The organism is Nakamurella sp. GG22 (assembly GCF_052976845.2).
In genome coordinates, this window is sequence record NZ_JBRIIO020000022.1 from 76888 (window position 1) to 89950 (window position 13063).

Sequence of the window (13063 nt, forward strand, 5' to 3'; positions counted from 1 at the left end):
CCGCGGCCCGCGCCCCGGCGCCCGCACCTGAAGGGACTCCTGGTGGCCCTGCTCCGCTGCGACTTCTTCTCCGACGTTCTCGCGTTGAGCACGTCGATGACCGTGATCCTGCCGCAGGCGACGACCGCGCAGATCGGGCTGACCGGCCGCGAGACGGTGGGTGATCCCCCGGTGCTCTACCTGCTGCACGGGCTCAGCGACGACGACACGACCTGGTCACGGCGCACGTCCATCGAGCGGTATGTCGCCGCGCTCGGGCTGGCCGTGGTGATGCCCCAGGTACACCGCAGCTTCTACACCGACGAGGCACACGGAAGTCGCTACTGGACGTTCCTCTCGGAGGAACTGCCGGACGTGGTGTCCGGATTCTTCCGCGTCTCGCAGGACCGTCGGGACACCTTCGTCGCTGGGCTGTCGATGGGCGGTTACGGGGCACTCAAGTGGGCCCTGCGCGAGCCGGGACGATTCGCGGCCGCCGCGAGCATGTCGGGTGCGCTGGACGTGGCGGCACTGCAACAACTGGAAGAGTTGCGGACCGATGTCGATGACCGGGTGTTCGGCGGGCGCTCCGTCGCGGGAACGCCCGACGATCTGTTCTGGCTGATCGACCGGTTCGACACGGCCGACGCTCCGGCCCTGTCGGTGAGTTGCGGAACCGAGGACCCCCTACTGGAGTCGAATCGGCGATGTGTCTCGGCGCTGCGGGCCAAGGGCATCCCTGTTGACAGCAGCTTCAGTCCCGGCACTCACGAGTGGGGCTACTGGGACCGCGAGATCGAGCGATTGCTCGGCTGGCTTCCGTTGACGATCAACGGCACAGCGGGGCAGACCGGCTGAAGAAGCCGGCCTGCCCATCGGTCATGCCGCGATGCGCAGGTGCTGAAAACCCCTGTCGGTCAACTGAGGTCGACCGATGGGCTGCAGTCGTACCAGCCCTTTCACCACCAGTGCCCGCAACGTCCAGATCACGTCCTGGTCGTCGAGCAGGTGTGGTTCCAACGTACCGAGAACGATCCCCCGCTGGACCCGATCCTCCGCCACCGCGTGCAGCACCTCCGCCTGACGTGCGGTCAGAGGGTAGTGCCCTGTGTTACTTCGTGGACTGCTGCTCATGGTGAGCCTCCTTGGTCTGATGCTCGTCCAGTACCCCATTTTGCACCCCCGAAACGGGTGACCGGCACTGAAACGGGCGATTTTCGCCGCTTTTTTTTCCAGTGTGCTCCTCAGTGCCCGAAAGATGGGTACAGAACAGCCATGCGCATCGTCATCGTGGGGGCCAGCGGCAACGTCGGGACGGCCCTGCTCAGGCTGCTGGCCAGCGGTTCCGTGAAGTTCAGTAGCCGAAAGAACGTTTCAGATGATCCGCCGGTGGACGTGATCGGCGTCACACGACGGACGCCGCCGAGCGACACGCCGTACGACGTCGCCCGGTGGCACTCGGTCGACATCTCCGCCCCTGCCGCGGCGGACCGGCTGGTCGAGGTTTTCGACGGTGCGGACGCGGTCGTCAACCTGGCCTGGGGGTTCCAGCCGACGCACGACGCCGACCGGCTGGAGCGCGTCGGGGTGGGCGGTCTGCGGGCGGTGGCGCAGGCATCGGCACGCGCGGGCGTCGGCCAGCTGGTCCACATGTCGTCGGTGGGCGCCTACCGGCGGGCCGAACGCGGGCAGCGGGTGGATGAGAGCTGGCCGACCGACGGTGTGCCGTCATCGGTGTACAGCAGGCACAAGGCGGCTGCCGAGCGAATCCTCGACGACTTCGAGAGCGGCCCGGGCGCCGGCACCGTGGTCACCCGGTTCCGGCCCGGCATCGTGCTCCAGCGGGCCGCCGGCAGCGCGCTGCTCCGCTACGGCGTGCCCGGCTACGTGCCCTCCCGCTTGATCACCGCACTGCCGCTGCTGCCACTGGACCGCAACCTGGCGGTTCCCGTGGTGCACGCCGACGATCTTGCCGCCGCGGTGCTGGCCGCCGTGGAACGGCGTGCGGACGGGGCGTTCAACATCGCCGCCGAGCCGGTGATCACCCGCGACGACATCGCCGCCGCCCTGGGCAGCCGGCCGGTGCAGTTCCCGGCGCCGGCACTGCGCGCGGTCGTTGCCGCCACCTGGCACGCCCACCTGCAACGGATCGACGCCGGCTGGATCGACCTGGCGTTCGCGGTGCCGGCCCTGGACACCACCCGGGCGCGGACCGAGCTGGGCTGGCAGCCGGCGGTCGACGCGCGCGACGCACTCCGCGAGGTGGTGGCGGGGATGCGTGATGCCGCGAGCACGAGCAGTCCGGTGCTACGGCGCAGGACGGTCCTCGGGTCGCTCACGGAGTTGGTGAGACAGGGCCCGATCACCCGCCGGTCGCTCTCCTGAGACGACCGGCGGGGTGGTGCCCCACTGAGCTACAGCGAGACCCGCTCGTTCTCGCCACCGTCATACGGCTCGCCGGTGACCTTCGCCTTGACGAAGCTGATCACCGACGCGATCCGGCCGCCGGGCGTGTCCCAGTACTCGGCACTGTCGGCGGTGACCTTGATCAGCACGACGCTCGGATCCTCGGGCCCCTGCGGCATCCACGCCTCCACCCAGGAATTCCACAGCTCCTTGGCCTTCGCCCGGTCCTCCACCACACTGGCGGTGCCGCACAGCGAGATCCAGGTGTCGTTCGACGTCAGGGTGACGTTCACCTCGGGGCTCGCGGCGATGTGCCTGACCTTGCGGGAATCCCGCTCGGCGAAGAACCACAGGTCGCCGTCGAACTCGACCTCCTGCTGGGCCATCGGCCGGCTGATGAAATGTCCATCGGCGTCAACCGTGGTCAGCATCCCGATCCGGATCTCCTTGGCCAGCTCGGCAACCTTTGTCACATCAGAACTCTGGGCAGACATGTTCCACTCCTTCATCTCTGGACGGGACAACGACGGTCGGGCCTCGCTGCACTCACCCGGAACGCCAGTCGTCAGTGGTGATGTGGGATCCGGCCTGCGGTCCCATCAACAGCATGCCACCGTCCACCGGCCAGGAGGCGCCGTTCACGTAGCTCGCGGCCGGCGACGCGAGAAAGGCCACCACGGCTGCGATCTCGCGTGCATCCCCCGGCCTGCCGACCGGCACACCCGGCCGGTGCGTGGTGCGCGGATCCTCGTCGGTCTGGTTCGTCATCGGTGTGGCGATCTCGCCCGGGGCGACACAATTGGCGGTGATCCCGTGCGGCGCCAGTTCCAGTGCAATCGTCTTCATCAGACCGCCGAGACCGTGCTTTGCCGCGTCGTACGCGGCGCTTCCCACCCGCGGCTGGTGCTCGTGCACACTGGTCACCGCAATGATCCGGCCGCCGTTGCCCGCGGCCACCATCTGCCGGGCCGCCCGCTGCAGGCAGACGAACGCACCATCGAGGTCGGTGCGGACGGTGTGCTTCCACTGGTCGAGCGTCATCTCGAGGAACGGTGCGTTGTCACCGGTTCCCGCGTTGTTCACGAACACGTCCAGCCCACCGAGCCGCTCGGCCAGATCGTCGACGACCTCCCCACACGCCTCGAGCCGGGTGGTGTCCAGCTGAGCCACCTCGGCCCGCCTACCGCGCTCACGGACCTCCTTCGCGGTGAGCTCGGCGCCCTCGGAGTCGGTGTGCCAGGTGATCCCGACGTCCATGCCCGCCTCGGCGAGCGCGACGGCGACGGCCCGGCCGATGCCCGAATCCGACGCGGTGACGATGGCTCTGCGGGGGTCGAAGGTCATGTTCCTGTTCTTCCCCGGACGACCGGCGATCAACCGCCGGCAGCCGCCTTCGGCTCCGGCACCGGCGCGCCCTGTCTCCCGAAAGGACCAATCGCCAGATCGCAGGTACGCTCGGCCGTCCCGGCCCAGGTCGGCGGCCCGACACCATCTCACCTGCAGATTCTTCCGGTGACGGGCTCCGCTGCCGAAGATCGGGTTCGCCGGAGATGGGTAATCGGTCAACGGAGACCGGGAGGAGATCGCGTGGCCATCGCACAGGACATGGGATACGACGCTGCACACGACACCGCACACAACACTGGGGTGGGCGGCACCGCTCGCCAGTTGACAGTCGCCCGTCAGGAATTCCGCGTCGACATCAGGAGCGGCACGGGCACCGGGACACCGCTGCTGATGTACAGCGGCATCGGCGCGGGTCTGGAGCTGTTCCAGCCGTTGGTGGACGCGATCGACCCCGCCATCGAGGTCATCCGGGTCGACACCCCCGGCGTCGGCGGCTCACCGGCCGGACTCCGCCCGTATTCGTTCCCCGAACTGGCCTGGATGATGTCCCGGCTGCTCGACCAACTGGGATACGGCCAGGTCGATGTGCTGGGTTACTCCTGGGGCGGGGCGCTGGCGCAGCAGTTCGCGCTCCAGCACGCCTCTCGATGCCGGCGGCTGGTGTTACTGAGTACGAGCACGGGAACGTTGTCGGTCCCTGGCGACCTGCGGGCACTGGCCGGCCTGATGATGCCGCCGGACATGCAGATCCCCGGCCTCACGCTGCGCCCGGAGACACTGTTCCGCACCACCGGGCGGGAGCGCAGGTCGGACTTGAGCACCCTGCTCGCCGCGCTGCAGGGTGACGGCACCGGACGCGGGTACCTGCATCAGCTCGCGGCGCTGGGGACCTGGACCAGCCTGCCGTTCCTGCCGCTGCTGTCCCAGCCGGTGCTGGTGATGAGCGGTGACGACGATCCGATCGTCCCGTCGTCGAACGCGCGGCTGATGGCCAAGCTGCTTCCCGATTCGACGCTCGAGATGTTCCCGGGCGGGCACATGGAGATCATCAGCTCGGCGGACAAGCTGGGCTGGACGGTTTCTCGCTTCCTCGCCCCCGTCCCCCCGGTCTGAGCGGGCGGGCCGGCGCCGGTCAGACCGGCCAGCCGTCCGGTCCCGCCGAGCCGGCCGGGTACTCCTCGAGGGGCACGTCGCCGGCGCGCCAGGCGGCCAACACCGGGTCGACGATGCGCCAGCATTCCTCCGCGGTGTCGCCGCGGACCGACAGCAGCGGATCATCGGCGAAGACTCCGGCGAGCACCTCGCCGTAGGCGGGTAGCCGGCCGCCGTTGAAGTCCGCGGACAGCGCGATCCGGTCCAGTCCGAACGGGTCGTCGGGTCCGTTGATGTTCAGGTCCAACGACATCCGATCGGGACCCATCGAGATCCGCAGCCGCGTGGGCAGTTCCACCCCGTGCAGCCCCGGCAGCATCCGGGGCACCTTCTTGAAGGTGATGACGATCTCCTTGCGCGACGCGGCGACCGCCTTGCCCGACCGCAGCCGGAACGGGACCCCCGCCCAGCGCCAGGTGTCGACCTCGAGCGTGACCTCGGCCAGTGTCTCGGTATTCCGCGCCGGGTCCACTCCCTGTTCGTCGGCGTACGCGGGTAGCTGGCGCCCGTCGATGACGCCCGCGGTGTAACGCGCCCGCCGGCCCGCGCGGGCCGGGTCGCCGCCCCAGACCCGGGTGGCCCGCAGCACTTCCGCCTTCCGGTCGCGGAGGTCGCCCGCTGCCAGGCTCGCGGGTGGATCCATCGCGATGAGGGCCAGTACCTGCAGCAGGTGCGACTGGATCATGTCGACGAGCGCGCCGGCGCCGTCGTAGTACCTGGCCCTGTTCTCGAGCGCGAGAGCCTCGTCGAACACGATGTCGACCTTTTCCACGTGGTCGGCACTCCACATCGGCTCGAACAGCCGGTTGCTGAAACGCAGGCCCAGCAAATTCAGCACCGTGGACTTTCCGAGAAAATGGTCGACCCGGTAGATCTGGTCCTCGGGGACCAGCCGGCCGATGATCGCGTTCAGTGCCGCCGCACCGGCTTGGTCGGTGCCGAAGGGTTTCTCGAGCACCAGCTCGGTGCCTGCCGGCAGCTCCAGCTCCCCCAGCGCCTCGCAGGCCAGCGCGGTGATCCGGGGCGGCAGGGCGAAATAGATGGCCGGCGCGCCGGCTGCACAGGCGTCCAGCAACCGTTGCAGGTCAACGGCTTTGGTCACGTCGGCCGGTAGGTACACGGTGCGCTCGAGGATGTCGTCGACCTCGGAGCCGGTCGCGGACACCGTCGCGAAGGACTCGGCGACGCGCTTGCGCCAGGTGGCGTCATCCCAGTTCTCCGAGCCGGAGCCCACCAGCAGGAGCTCCTCGGGGCGGTCGGGGCTGCACAGCAACCTGCCCAGCGCGGGCAGCAGCAGCCGCCCGGCCAGGTCGCCACTGGCGCCGAGCACCAACAGTGATCGCGAGCCTGTCGTCATGGGACCACCTCCGTGATTCAGCGACGCCCGACCAGCAGTTCGATCCGGTCGATGAGCGTCTCGAGTGATTCCTCGAATTCGTCGGCGCTGTGGTCCTGGGACAGTTCCGGCTCCAGGGCGCCGAGCAGCGGGTACCCGGACAGGTCGGCCGGATCACTACGACCCGGGTCCTCCTCCTCGACCGGTCCGATGTCCGCCCCCCGCGCCGACACCTCGAGCAGCAGATGGCCGAGCAGGAAGCTGGAGAACGAGCGGTACGTCGCCACCGCGTCGGCATCGCTGAACCCGCAGTCCCGCAACGTCTGCAGGAAGGACTCCATCCAGCGCAGACTGCGCAGCGGCGGGCGTACCCACGGCGCCGCGGGTGGGCGTGTCGCGATCAACGGGAACACCTGCGGGTGGGCAAGGGCGATACGCCGCACCCCGTGCGCCAGCCGCTGCAGGTACTCCTGCCACTGCGGGTGACTCAGATGTACGTCCGGATCCCCGTACAGCTCGTCGATCACGGTCTCGACGATCCCGTCGAGCAGCGCTTCTCGGCCGGGAATGTAGTGATACAGCGCCATGCCCTCGACACCGAGATGGGCGCCGAGCCGGCGCATCGTGAGGTACCGCAGGCCGTGCTCGTCGATCAGGCCGATCGCCGCACCGAGGATCCTCTGCCGGTCCAGCGAGCCGCGGCCGGTACCGGGCTCGCCCGGCTGCAGCACCGCGGCTGCGGCACCGCGGGCCTCCGGGGTGTCCGGATCCATCGGAGTGGAACCCATCGCACCTCCCAGATCGCTTCAGCCAGATCGCTTCAGCCACGCCGATTCATCAGGAGCCGCACCGTGCCACCGGACCCGGGTCCGGTGCCAGGTCCGCCAGCATGCCGGTCTCGACGAGTTGCCGGGCGAGTTTCGCGAGCTTGACGTTCTGCGCCTGAGAATACCTGCGCAGCAACGCGAATGACTGTTCGGCCGTGAGCTGGTAACGCTCCATCAGGATGCCCTGAGCCTGACCGATCAGGTTCCGACCGTCGATCGCCTTCCACAGGTTCTGTTCCATCCGGGAGTGCGCAGCCACCACCGAGACGTGGGCGCCGAGGATGCGCGCGCGTTCGATGTCCACGGCGTCGAAGGCATACGGGTCCCGGCCGTACAGCGTCATGGCACCGAGCTGGGTATCGGTGAACAGCGGGACGGCCACGGTGGCAGAGATTCCCATCTGTGCCACCAGCGGTGACCACCGCGGCCAGCGGTCGTCCGTGGTGACGTCGTCGGCGACGTGCAGATCCTCGGACCGCAGGGCGTCCCAACCCGGACCCTCGCTCAGCTCCAGCTGGTGGTTGTCCGCCAACCGCGCCAGCGGGTCGGACGATGCTGCGGCCACCGGGATGTCGCCCGTTCCGAGGACCGTGATCGACGCCGCTTGCCAGGGACCCTGTGCGGCAGCCGTTCGCGCCATCACGTCGAAGGCCTCGGCGGGGCTGCGGCTTGCCAGTGCCGCGCGCATCGACTCGGCGATCGTCGCCAACGGCAGGTCCGAGACCCCGAGTCCCGCGGACGGCCATCGCTCCGACATGATCACCTCGCTTCGAAAGGCTAACGGGACCAGTTTACAACGTAAACCGGTCCCGTCGACCCTTCTCCGCGTGTCGAAGTCAGCCCTTCACGTCACCGCGCTCGGGGTCGACCTCGAGACGGTCGGCCAGTGGCGCGTCGTCCAGGCGGTTCTGCGACTGCTCGTCGCTGCTCGTCGGGCGGGCCGGCCGGCCGCCCGGGGAGGATTCCCCGGACGGCCGATCGGCTGCGGCGCCGTTCTGATCCGCCATCGCTCAGATGTTGCGGCGGCGGTCGTTCGAGGTCGAGGTGGTGACGTCGTCATCGACCTCGATCTGCTCCTTGCGGACCTCGCCGGTGACGGTCTCCTGCTCGGTGATGGTCTCGGTGCCCAGCCGGACCCGCTCCACCGGAACCGCCTCGGTCTGGACGACCGGACGCTCGGCGTGCAGCACGACCTCGTGCTCCTCCTCGGTGATCTCGCCACCGGAGAGTGCCGCGCCGCGGTTGGCGTCGGTGATCGGCTCGCGCTCGATCCGCACCTCCTCGCGGGTAACCGGTACCTGCACCGACTGCTGCTCGGTGACGACGTACTTGCGCAACCGCGCGCGACCGGCGGCGACCTGCTCGGTACCGACCCGCAGGTGCTCCTCCGACCGGGTCATCGCATCGTCGGTGTTGGGGCCTGAGGTGTCGTGTCCAACGCCCCGGGTGCGGTCGACATCGACGTCAGTTGTGCGGTCGTAGTCGACGGTGCCCGCGGCGCCGTAGCCGGCGCCGAGGTAACGGTCGTAGTACGCGTACAGCGCCTCCTGCTCGTCGACGTCCAGGTGGCTGGCATCGGCGACGTCAGGTGCGTCCTTGACGACGCTCTTGTCGAAGGGCAGGACCAGCGCGTCGCCGTTGAAGCTCGAACCGGCCAGCGGTGCGAAGTGCTCCTTGGTGCCGAAAAGGCCTGTGTTCACGGTGATCCAGTCCGGCTGGCCGGTCTCGTCGTTCAGGTAGACCTGTCCGACGGATCCGATCTTGTCACCCTGCGGATCGACGGCGTTCCTACCGATGTAGGCGTCGGGGCCGGTTGCGTTGGTCATCGCTTCTCCTTCTCTTGGAACCCGCCGGCTCGGCGGGTGTGTCGTACGCTCATCGCCCGGTGGCGGTGAGGGTTGGTGGACGAGAGCTGCTGGCTCAGAAGATGTTTCCGAGCTTGCTGCCGAGCTGGCCGAGCAGTTGCTGCGGATCGATGCCGAACTTCGACAGCAGATCCGAGTGCTGGTCCGTGTCCACCTGGTCGGGCAATTCGGACGAGGCCTGATCGGCCTTGTCCCCCTGGCCGCGATCGCGGAGGAACTGAAGGATCTGGTCCTTGCTGATGTTCACGCGCTCTCCCTTCGGCGTTGGCCCGACAGCGCTGGACGCGCCGTCGCTTCGCAAACTCTCCATTGCCCGGGCACTTTGCGATGTAAACCGGCCGAGCCGGATTTTCTCGATGACCCGCCTCCGGACGCCCCACGCTCACGTCCGGAACCCCGGACACACTGCTCCACAACGCGTTTACCCTCACCGGTGGCGGGTACAGCCTTCACGCAACGACGCCCAGGGAGGCAGACGATGAGCCATCCGATCGGTCCGCCGGCACGCTCCGAAGAGCCTGCCGAAAGTGGACAATCTTCGTTTTCGTCGGCAAAGTATCAGGAATATCGCTCGGCTGATGCCGACGACCGGACGACCGATCTGCGGGCCGCGGACGACATGATGGCCAGGGCCGAATTCGATCAGGACTTCGACGACCAGGACCGGCTGCGGAGCCAGACCGGCGCGGTGCCTGCTGCCTATCGTGGCGACCGCTCCACCGACCCGACGGTCCGGACCGAGCCCCGGTACGGCGATTCCACCTCCGATGGCGGGCCCTCGGCCAACGATCCGACCGTCCGTACAGACCCTTCCCGCAGCGACCCCGCGGGAACGACGGCGCGCTATGCAACCGCCGGAGCGCATCCCGTCGCTGACGAGACCACCGAACGCGCGATGCCGGCCACGGTGTTGCCCGACCGGCAGACGGTGGCCGCCCGGGAGAAGGAACACTTCGGCGGGATGTCGTTCGGCTCGGGCTTTTTCGGTTGGCTGACGGCGACGGGTATGGCGGTCCTGCTGATCACGATCGTCGCGGCCGCCGGCGTCGCGTTGGGCGTCACGTCGAACGATGTCGTCCAGGAATCGCAGACCGACACCGGATCCGCGCAGACCGTCGGTCTCGTCGGCGCGATCCTGCTGCTGGTCATCCTGTTGATCGCCTACTACTGCGGTGGATATGTGGCGGGCCGGATGGCCCGGTTCAGCGGCGCGAAGCAGGGGCTCGCCGTGTGGCTGTGGGCGCTGATCACCACGGCCGTCATTGCAGCGGTCGGCGCGATCGCGGGTTCCCAGTACAACGTGCTCGCCCAACTCAACCTGCCGCGCATCCCGGTCGACGAGGGCAGCGTCACGACGGTCGGGCTGATCGCCATCGGCGCCGCCGTGCTGGTCGCGCTGATCGGCGCCGTGCTGGGCGGCATTGCCGGGACCCGGTTCCACCGCAAGGTCGACGCGGTCGGATTCCAGGAGGACGGCCGGATCAGCTGATCCACGGGTCATTGCTGCAGCCGCAGCCGGTCAGAACACCGGCTCCGCGATGACCACGACGTTCTCCTCGTAGCTACCGGTGTCCCGGTCGAACTCGCCGCCGCAGGTGATGAGGACCAGTCGCGGTGGTCCGTCGAAGGCGAACAGACCCGCGGGCAGACTCTCGGATTTGGTGTAGACCTCGCGGGCCTTCACCCGGTACCCGACAGTGCCGCCGCCCGCCGTGACAACCGAGATCTCGCTGCCGGCCGGGAGTTCGGCGAGCGAGTAGAAGGCCCCCGGCCCGTCGGCGGCGGAATCGACATGGCCGACGACGACAGTGCTGCCGGCAGAGGCACCGGCCGGCGGGCTGCTGATCCACCAGCCGACCCTGGACGGATCGTCCGGTGGGTCGAGCACCCCGCCCTGGTTCAGCACACCGTCGACCGGTGCGTCCACTCCCAGCACCGGAACCAGAATCCGGGTCGGCGGGCCGATCGTGGCAACCGCCGACGGTGTCGTCCCGGCCGGCTCCGCGGTGGTAACGGGCGCCGAGCCGGCCGAGGTCGGTGCCGGGCTCGAACCGGAACCGGTAGCCGCGCCGTCCGTGGACGATGCGGCAACCGGTGAATCAGTCACCGTGCCGGCAACCTGAACCAGGGGTGCGGGATGCGGGCGGTTGTGTCCGATCCAGACTGCGGCCGAGGCGAGCACGACCACCCCGGCCGCCATCAACAGCAGCGCCGGCCAAAGGCCCGACGCCCGGCGGCGATCCTGGGGGGTCAGCGATCCGCCGTCTGCCGGCGGATCAGGACGACACCGCCGCCGAGCATCGCAACCGCGAGCGCGACGAGCGCGGCCTGCCACACCATCGTCGTCAGCGGCGTGGTGCCGGCACCTCCACCGGTGCCGGCCGGAACCGAGCCCGGCGTCAGGCCGAGTTCAGCGACGAGATCCTGGGACATCTGCAGATGCATCTGGGCCACCGGCAGGTAGCCCTCGGCGTAGTCGAGCACCGCCTGCTCCGAGCCACCCGACAGCTCGGTCTCGGTCTTCTGGACGCTGGCCTGGTGCCCGGCGACCTGGATCTGCGCATAGGCTTCGTCGAAGGCCTGCCCGGTCAGTCCTTCCAGGGTGGCCGCCTGCGCCTGTTGTTCCGGACTGGGTTCGGTCGGCAGCGCCACCCCGAGATCCCCGGCGACGCCCTCGAGCTTGGCCAATGCCGCCTGGTGGTCGGTCAACGTCATCTGGGCCAGTTCCAGGGTCGAGTCGTTGACCGCCCGCTCGAGAGCCAGCTTGCCGATAGCGATCTCGGCCAGATTGGTCTGGCCGTTGGCCGTGATGAATGCCAGGTCCTGATCGTTCGTGTCCGCAGCGGCGGCACCCGCCGCGCCGAGCGTCAGCACCCCCATCATCGTGATGGCCGCCGCTCCGCCGAGGACCCGCTGTACCGCTGTTCTCATGAACCGCCTCCTGTGGTCGGATATCCGCGCAGGGAACGACTCTCGGCGCGGGAAGTGCTCAGGAGATTCCCGGTGCTTAGCGACCGAAACGACGAAAACGGGTGACACGACGTCGTTTTGCACCGGTCGAACCGGGTAAGTGTGCAGGCGGGGGCCGGTGCCGCCGGTCCCGTCCCGGACCGGATCACCCAGGAGTTCTCGTGTCGACCGACCAATACACCCAGCAGGATCCCACCACCCAACACGACCAGCCGGACAGCGACGGCCAGCAGATTCCGGAACCCGGCCGGACCTCGGAGATGGAGGACCAGCCGGACCACGGCGAGGAGTCGTACCGGGGCGCGAACCGGCTGACCGGCAAGCGCGCGGTGATCACCGGTGGCGACTCCGGGATCGGGCGGGCCGTTGCCCTGGCCTTCGCCCGGGAGGGCGCCGATGTGGTGATCAGCTACCTGGACGCCGAGGAGGACGACGCACGGGAGACGGTCCGGCTGGTGGAGGACGCGGGGCGCAGGGCGGTGACAGTGCCCGGCGACCTGCAGCAGGAGCAGGAATGCCAGCGGCTGATCGACACGGCCGTCGACCAACTCGGCGGCATTGACATCCTGGTGAACAACGCCGCCTATCAGATGGCGCAGCCCGGCGGCATCGAGGACATCACCACCGAACAGTTCGACCGGGTGCTGAAGACGAACCTTTACGCGATGTTCTGGTTGTGCAAGAAGGCCATCCCGCACATGGAGCCTGGCTCATCGATCATCAACACCTCCTCCATCCAGGCCACCACACCCAGTCCGGACCTGCTGGATTACGCCACCACCAAGGCCGGCATCGTGAACTTCACCAAGGCGCTCGCCCAGATGCTGGCAAACAAGGGCATCCGGGTGAACTCGGTCGCCCCGGGGCCGATCTGGACCCCGCTGATCCCCGCCACGATGACCGAGGAGAAGGTCGACTCGCACGGCGAGGGCGTCCCGCTCGGTCGGGCCGGGCAGCCCGCTGAGGTCGCTCCGGCATTCGTGTTCTTCGCCTCGCAGGAGTCGAGCTACATCACCGCCGAGGTGCTGGGCGTGACCGGCGGTAAGCCGGTTCACTGACCTCCGGCACCCGCGTGTGGCGTCGTCACCCGGGAGCGTCGCTCCCCGATCGCACGGGACAGACCGGGTAAAGTTCTCGATCACAGTGCATCCGGGCTTGCTCTTCGGCCGGTATCGGCATGA

General features: G+C 68.6%; 16 protein-coding genes. 5 read left to right on the forward strand and 11 right to left on the reverse strand.

The genetic code is table 11. The features are described 5' to 3' along the window. Positions 1 to 42 precede the first annotated feature (42 nt). Positions 43 to 837 carry an alpha/beta hydrolase gene (locus tag ACVBEQ_RS20220; protein ID WP_447155106.1) on the forward strand — a complete coding sequence of 265 codons (795 nt, stop codon included), beginning with the start codon at positions 43 to 45 and terminating at the stop codon, positions 835 to 837. Between the two features lie 21 nt (positions 838 to 858). Here the strand turns inward: ACVBEQ_RS20220 and ACVBEQ_RS20225 are convergent, their stop codons facing one another. Further along, complete coding sequence (locus ACVBEQ_RS20225) at positions 859 to 1113, reverse strand: hypothetical protein (RefSeq protein ID WP_447155107.1); 255 nt, start codon at positions 1111 to 1113, stop codon at positions 859 to 861. 141 nt (positions 1114 to 1254) lie between these two features. Between ACVBEQ_RS20225 and ACVBEQ_RS20230 the strand changes: the two genes are divergently transcribed. Beyond that, a complete protein-coding gene (locus ACVBEQ_RS20230; RefSeq protein ID WP_447155108.1) occupies positions 1255 to 2364 on the forward strand; it encodes an NAD-dependent epimerase/dehydratase family protein in 1110 nt (369 codons plus the stop codon). A 29-nt stretch (positions 2365 to 2393) separates the two neighbouring features. On the opposite strand, the gene ACVBEQ_RS20235 is transcribed toward ACVBEQ_RS20230, so the two are convergent. Together ACVBEQ_RS20235 and ACVBEQ_RS20240 are read right to left on the reverse strand one after the other, a co-directional pair. Continuing rightward, the gene (locus ACVBEQ_RS20235; RefSeq protein ID WP_447155109.1) at positions 2394 to 2879 is read right to left on the reverse strand and encodes a pyridoxamine 5'-phosphate oxidase family protein; all 486 of its coding nucleotides are present in this window, start codon (positions 2877 to 2879) and stop codon (positions 2394 to 2396) included. Between the two features lie 52 nt (positions 2880 to 2931). Beyond that, a complete protein-coding gene (locus ACVBEQ_RS20240; RefSeq protein ID WP_447155110.1) occupies positions 2932 to 3729 on the reverse strand; it encodes an SDR family oxidoreductase in 798 nt (265 codons plus the stop codon). 243 nt (positions 3730 to 3972) lie between these two features. On the opposite strand from ACVBEQ_RS20240, the gene ACVBEQ_RS20245 reads away from it, so the two are divergent. Next, complete coding sequence (locus ACVBEQ_RS20245) at positions 3973 to 4845, forward strand: alpha/beta fold hydrolase (RefSeq protein ID WP_447155111.1); 873 nt, start codon at positions 3973 to 3975, stop codon at positions 4843 to 4845. A gap of 19 nt (positions 4846 to 4864) precedes the next feature. Here the strand turns inward: ACVBEQ_RS20245 and ACVBEQ_RS20250 are convergent, their stop codons facing one another. The 6 genes from ACVBEQ_RS20250 to ACVBEQ_RS20275 form a co-directional block, all read right to left on the reverse strand. Then, positions 4865 to 6241, reverse strand: a complete 1377-nt coding sequence (locus ACVBEQ_RS20250; protein WP_447155112.1) for a glucose-6-phosphate dehydrogenase — start codon at positions 6239 to 6241, stop codon at positions 4865 to 4867. Positions 6242 to 6258: 17 nt separating this feature from the next. Then, positions 6259 to 7008, reverse strand: a complete 750-nt coding sequence (locus ACVBEQ_RS20255; protein ID WP_447155113.1) for a TetR/AcrR family transcriptional regulator — start codon at positions 7006 to 7008, stop codon at positions 6259 to 6261. A gap of 49 nt (positions 7009 to 7057) precedes the next feature. Beyond that, entirely contained in the window at positions 7058 to 7804 is a 747-nt protein-coding gene (locus tag ACVBEQ_RS20260; protein WP_447155114.1) for a GAF and ANTAR domain-containing protein, read from the reverse strand. Between the two features lie 79 nt (positions 7805 to 7883). Then, entirely contained in the window at positions 7884 to 8054 is a 171-nt protein-coding gene (locus ACVBEQ_RS20265; protein ID WP_447155115.1) for a hypothetical protein, read from the reverse strand. Between the two features lie 3 nt (positions 8055 to 8057). Then, the gene (locus ACVBEQ_RS20270; RefSeq protein ID WP_447155116.1) at positions 8058 to 8873 is read right to left on the reverse strand and encodes a PRC and DUF2382 domain-containing protein; all 816 of its coding nucleotides are present in this window, start codon (positions 8871 to 8873) and stop codon (positions 8058 to 8060) included. Between the two features lie 94 nt (positions 8874 to 8967). Continuing rightward, positions 8968 to 9159, reverse strand: coding sequence for a hypothetical protein (locus ACVBEQ_RS20275; protein WP_447155117.1), 192 nt, complete (start codon positions 9157 to 9159; stop codon positions 8968 to 8970). Positions 9160 to 9390: 231 nt separating this feature from the next. On the opposite strand from ACVBEQ_RS20275, the gene ACVBEQ_RS20280 reads away from it, so the two are divergent. After that, on the forward strand, positions 9391 to 10401 hold the full coding sequence (locus ACVBEQ_RS20280; protein ID WP_447155118.1) for a hypothetical protein: 1011 nt from the start codon (positions 9391 to 9393) through the stop codon (positions 10399 to 10401). A 30-nt stretch (positions 10402 to 10431) separates the two neighbouring features. On the opposite strand, the gene ACVBEQ_RS20285 is transcribed toward ACVBEQ_RS20280, so the two are convergent. Then, positions 10432 to 11019 carry a class F sortase gene (locus tag ACVBEQ_RS20285; protein ID WP_447155119.1) on the reverse strand — a complete coding sequence of 196 codons (588 nt, stop codon included), beginning with the start codon at positions 11017 to 11019 and terminating at the stop codon, positions 10432 to 10434. Positions 11020 to 11162: 143 nt separating this feature from the next. Continuing rightward, the gene (locus ACVBEQ_RS20290; protein WP_447155120.1) at positions 11163 to 11843 is read right to left on the reverse strand and encodes a DUF4142 domain-containing protein; all 681 of its coding nucleotides are present in this window, start codon (positions 11841 to 11843) and stop codon (positions 11163 to 11165) included. A 200-nt stretch (positions 11844 to 12043) separates the two neighbouring features. On the opposite strand from ACVBEQ_RS20290, the gene ACVBEQ_RS20295 reads away from it, so the two are divergent. Continuing rightward, positions 12044 to 12940, forward strand: a complete 897-nt coding sequence (locus ACVBEQ_RS20295) for an SDR family oxidoreductase (protein ID WP_447155121.1) — start codon at positions 12044 to 12046, stop codon at positions 12938 to 12940. Positions 12941 to 13063 lie beyond the last annotated feature (123 nt).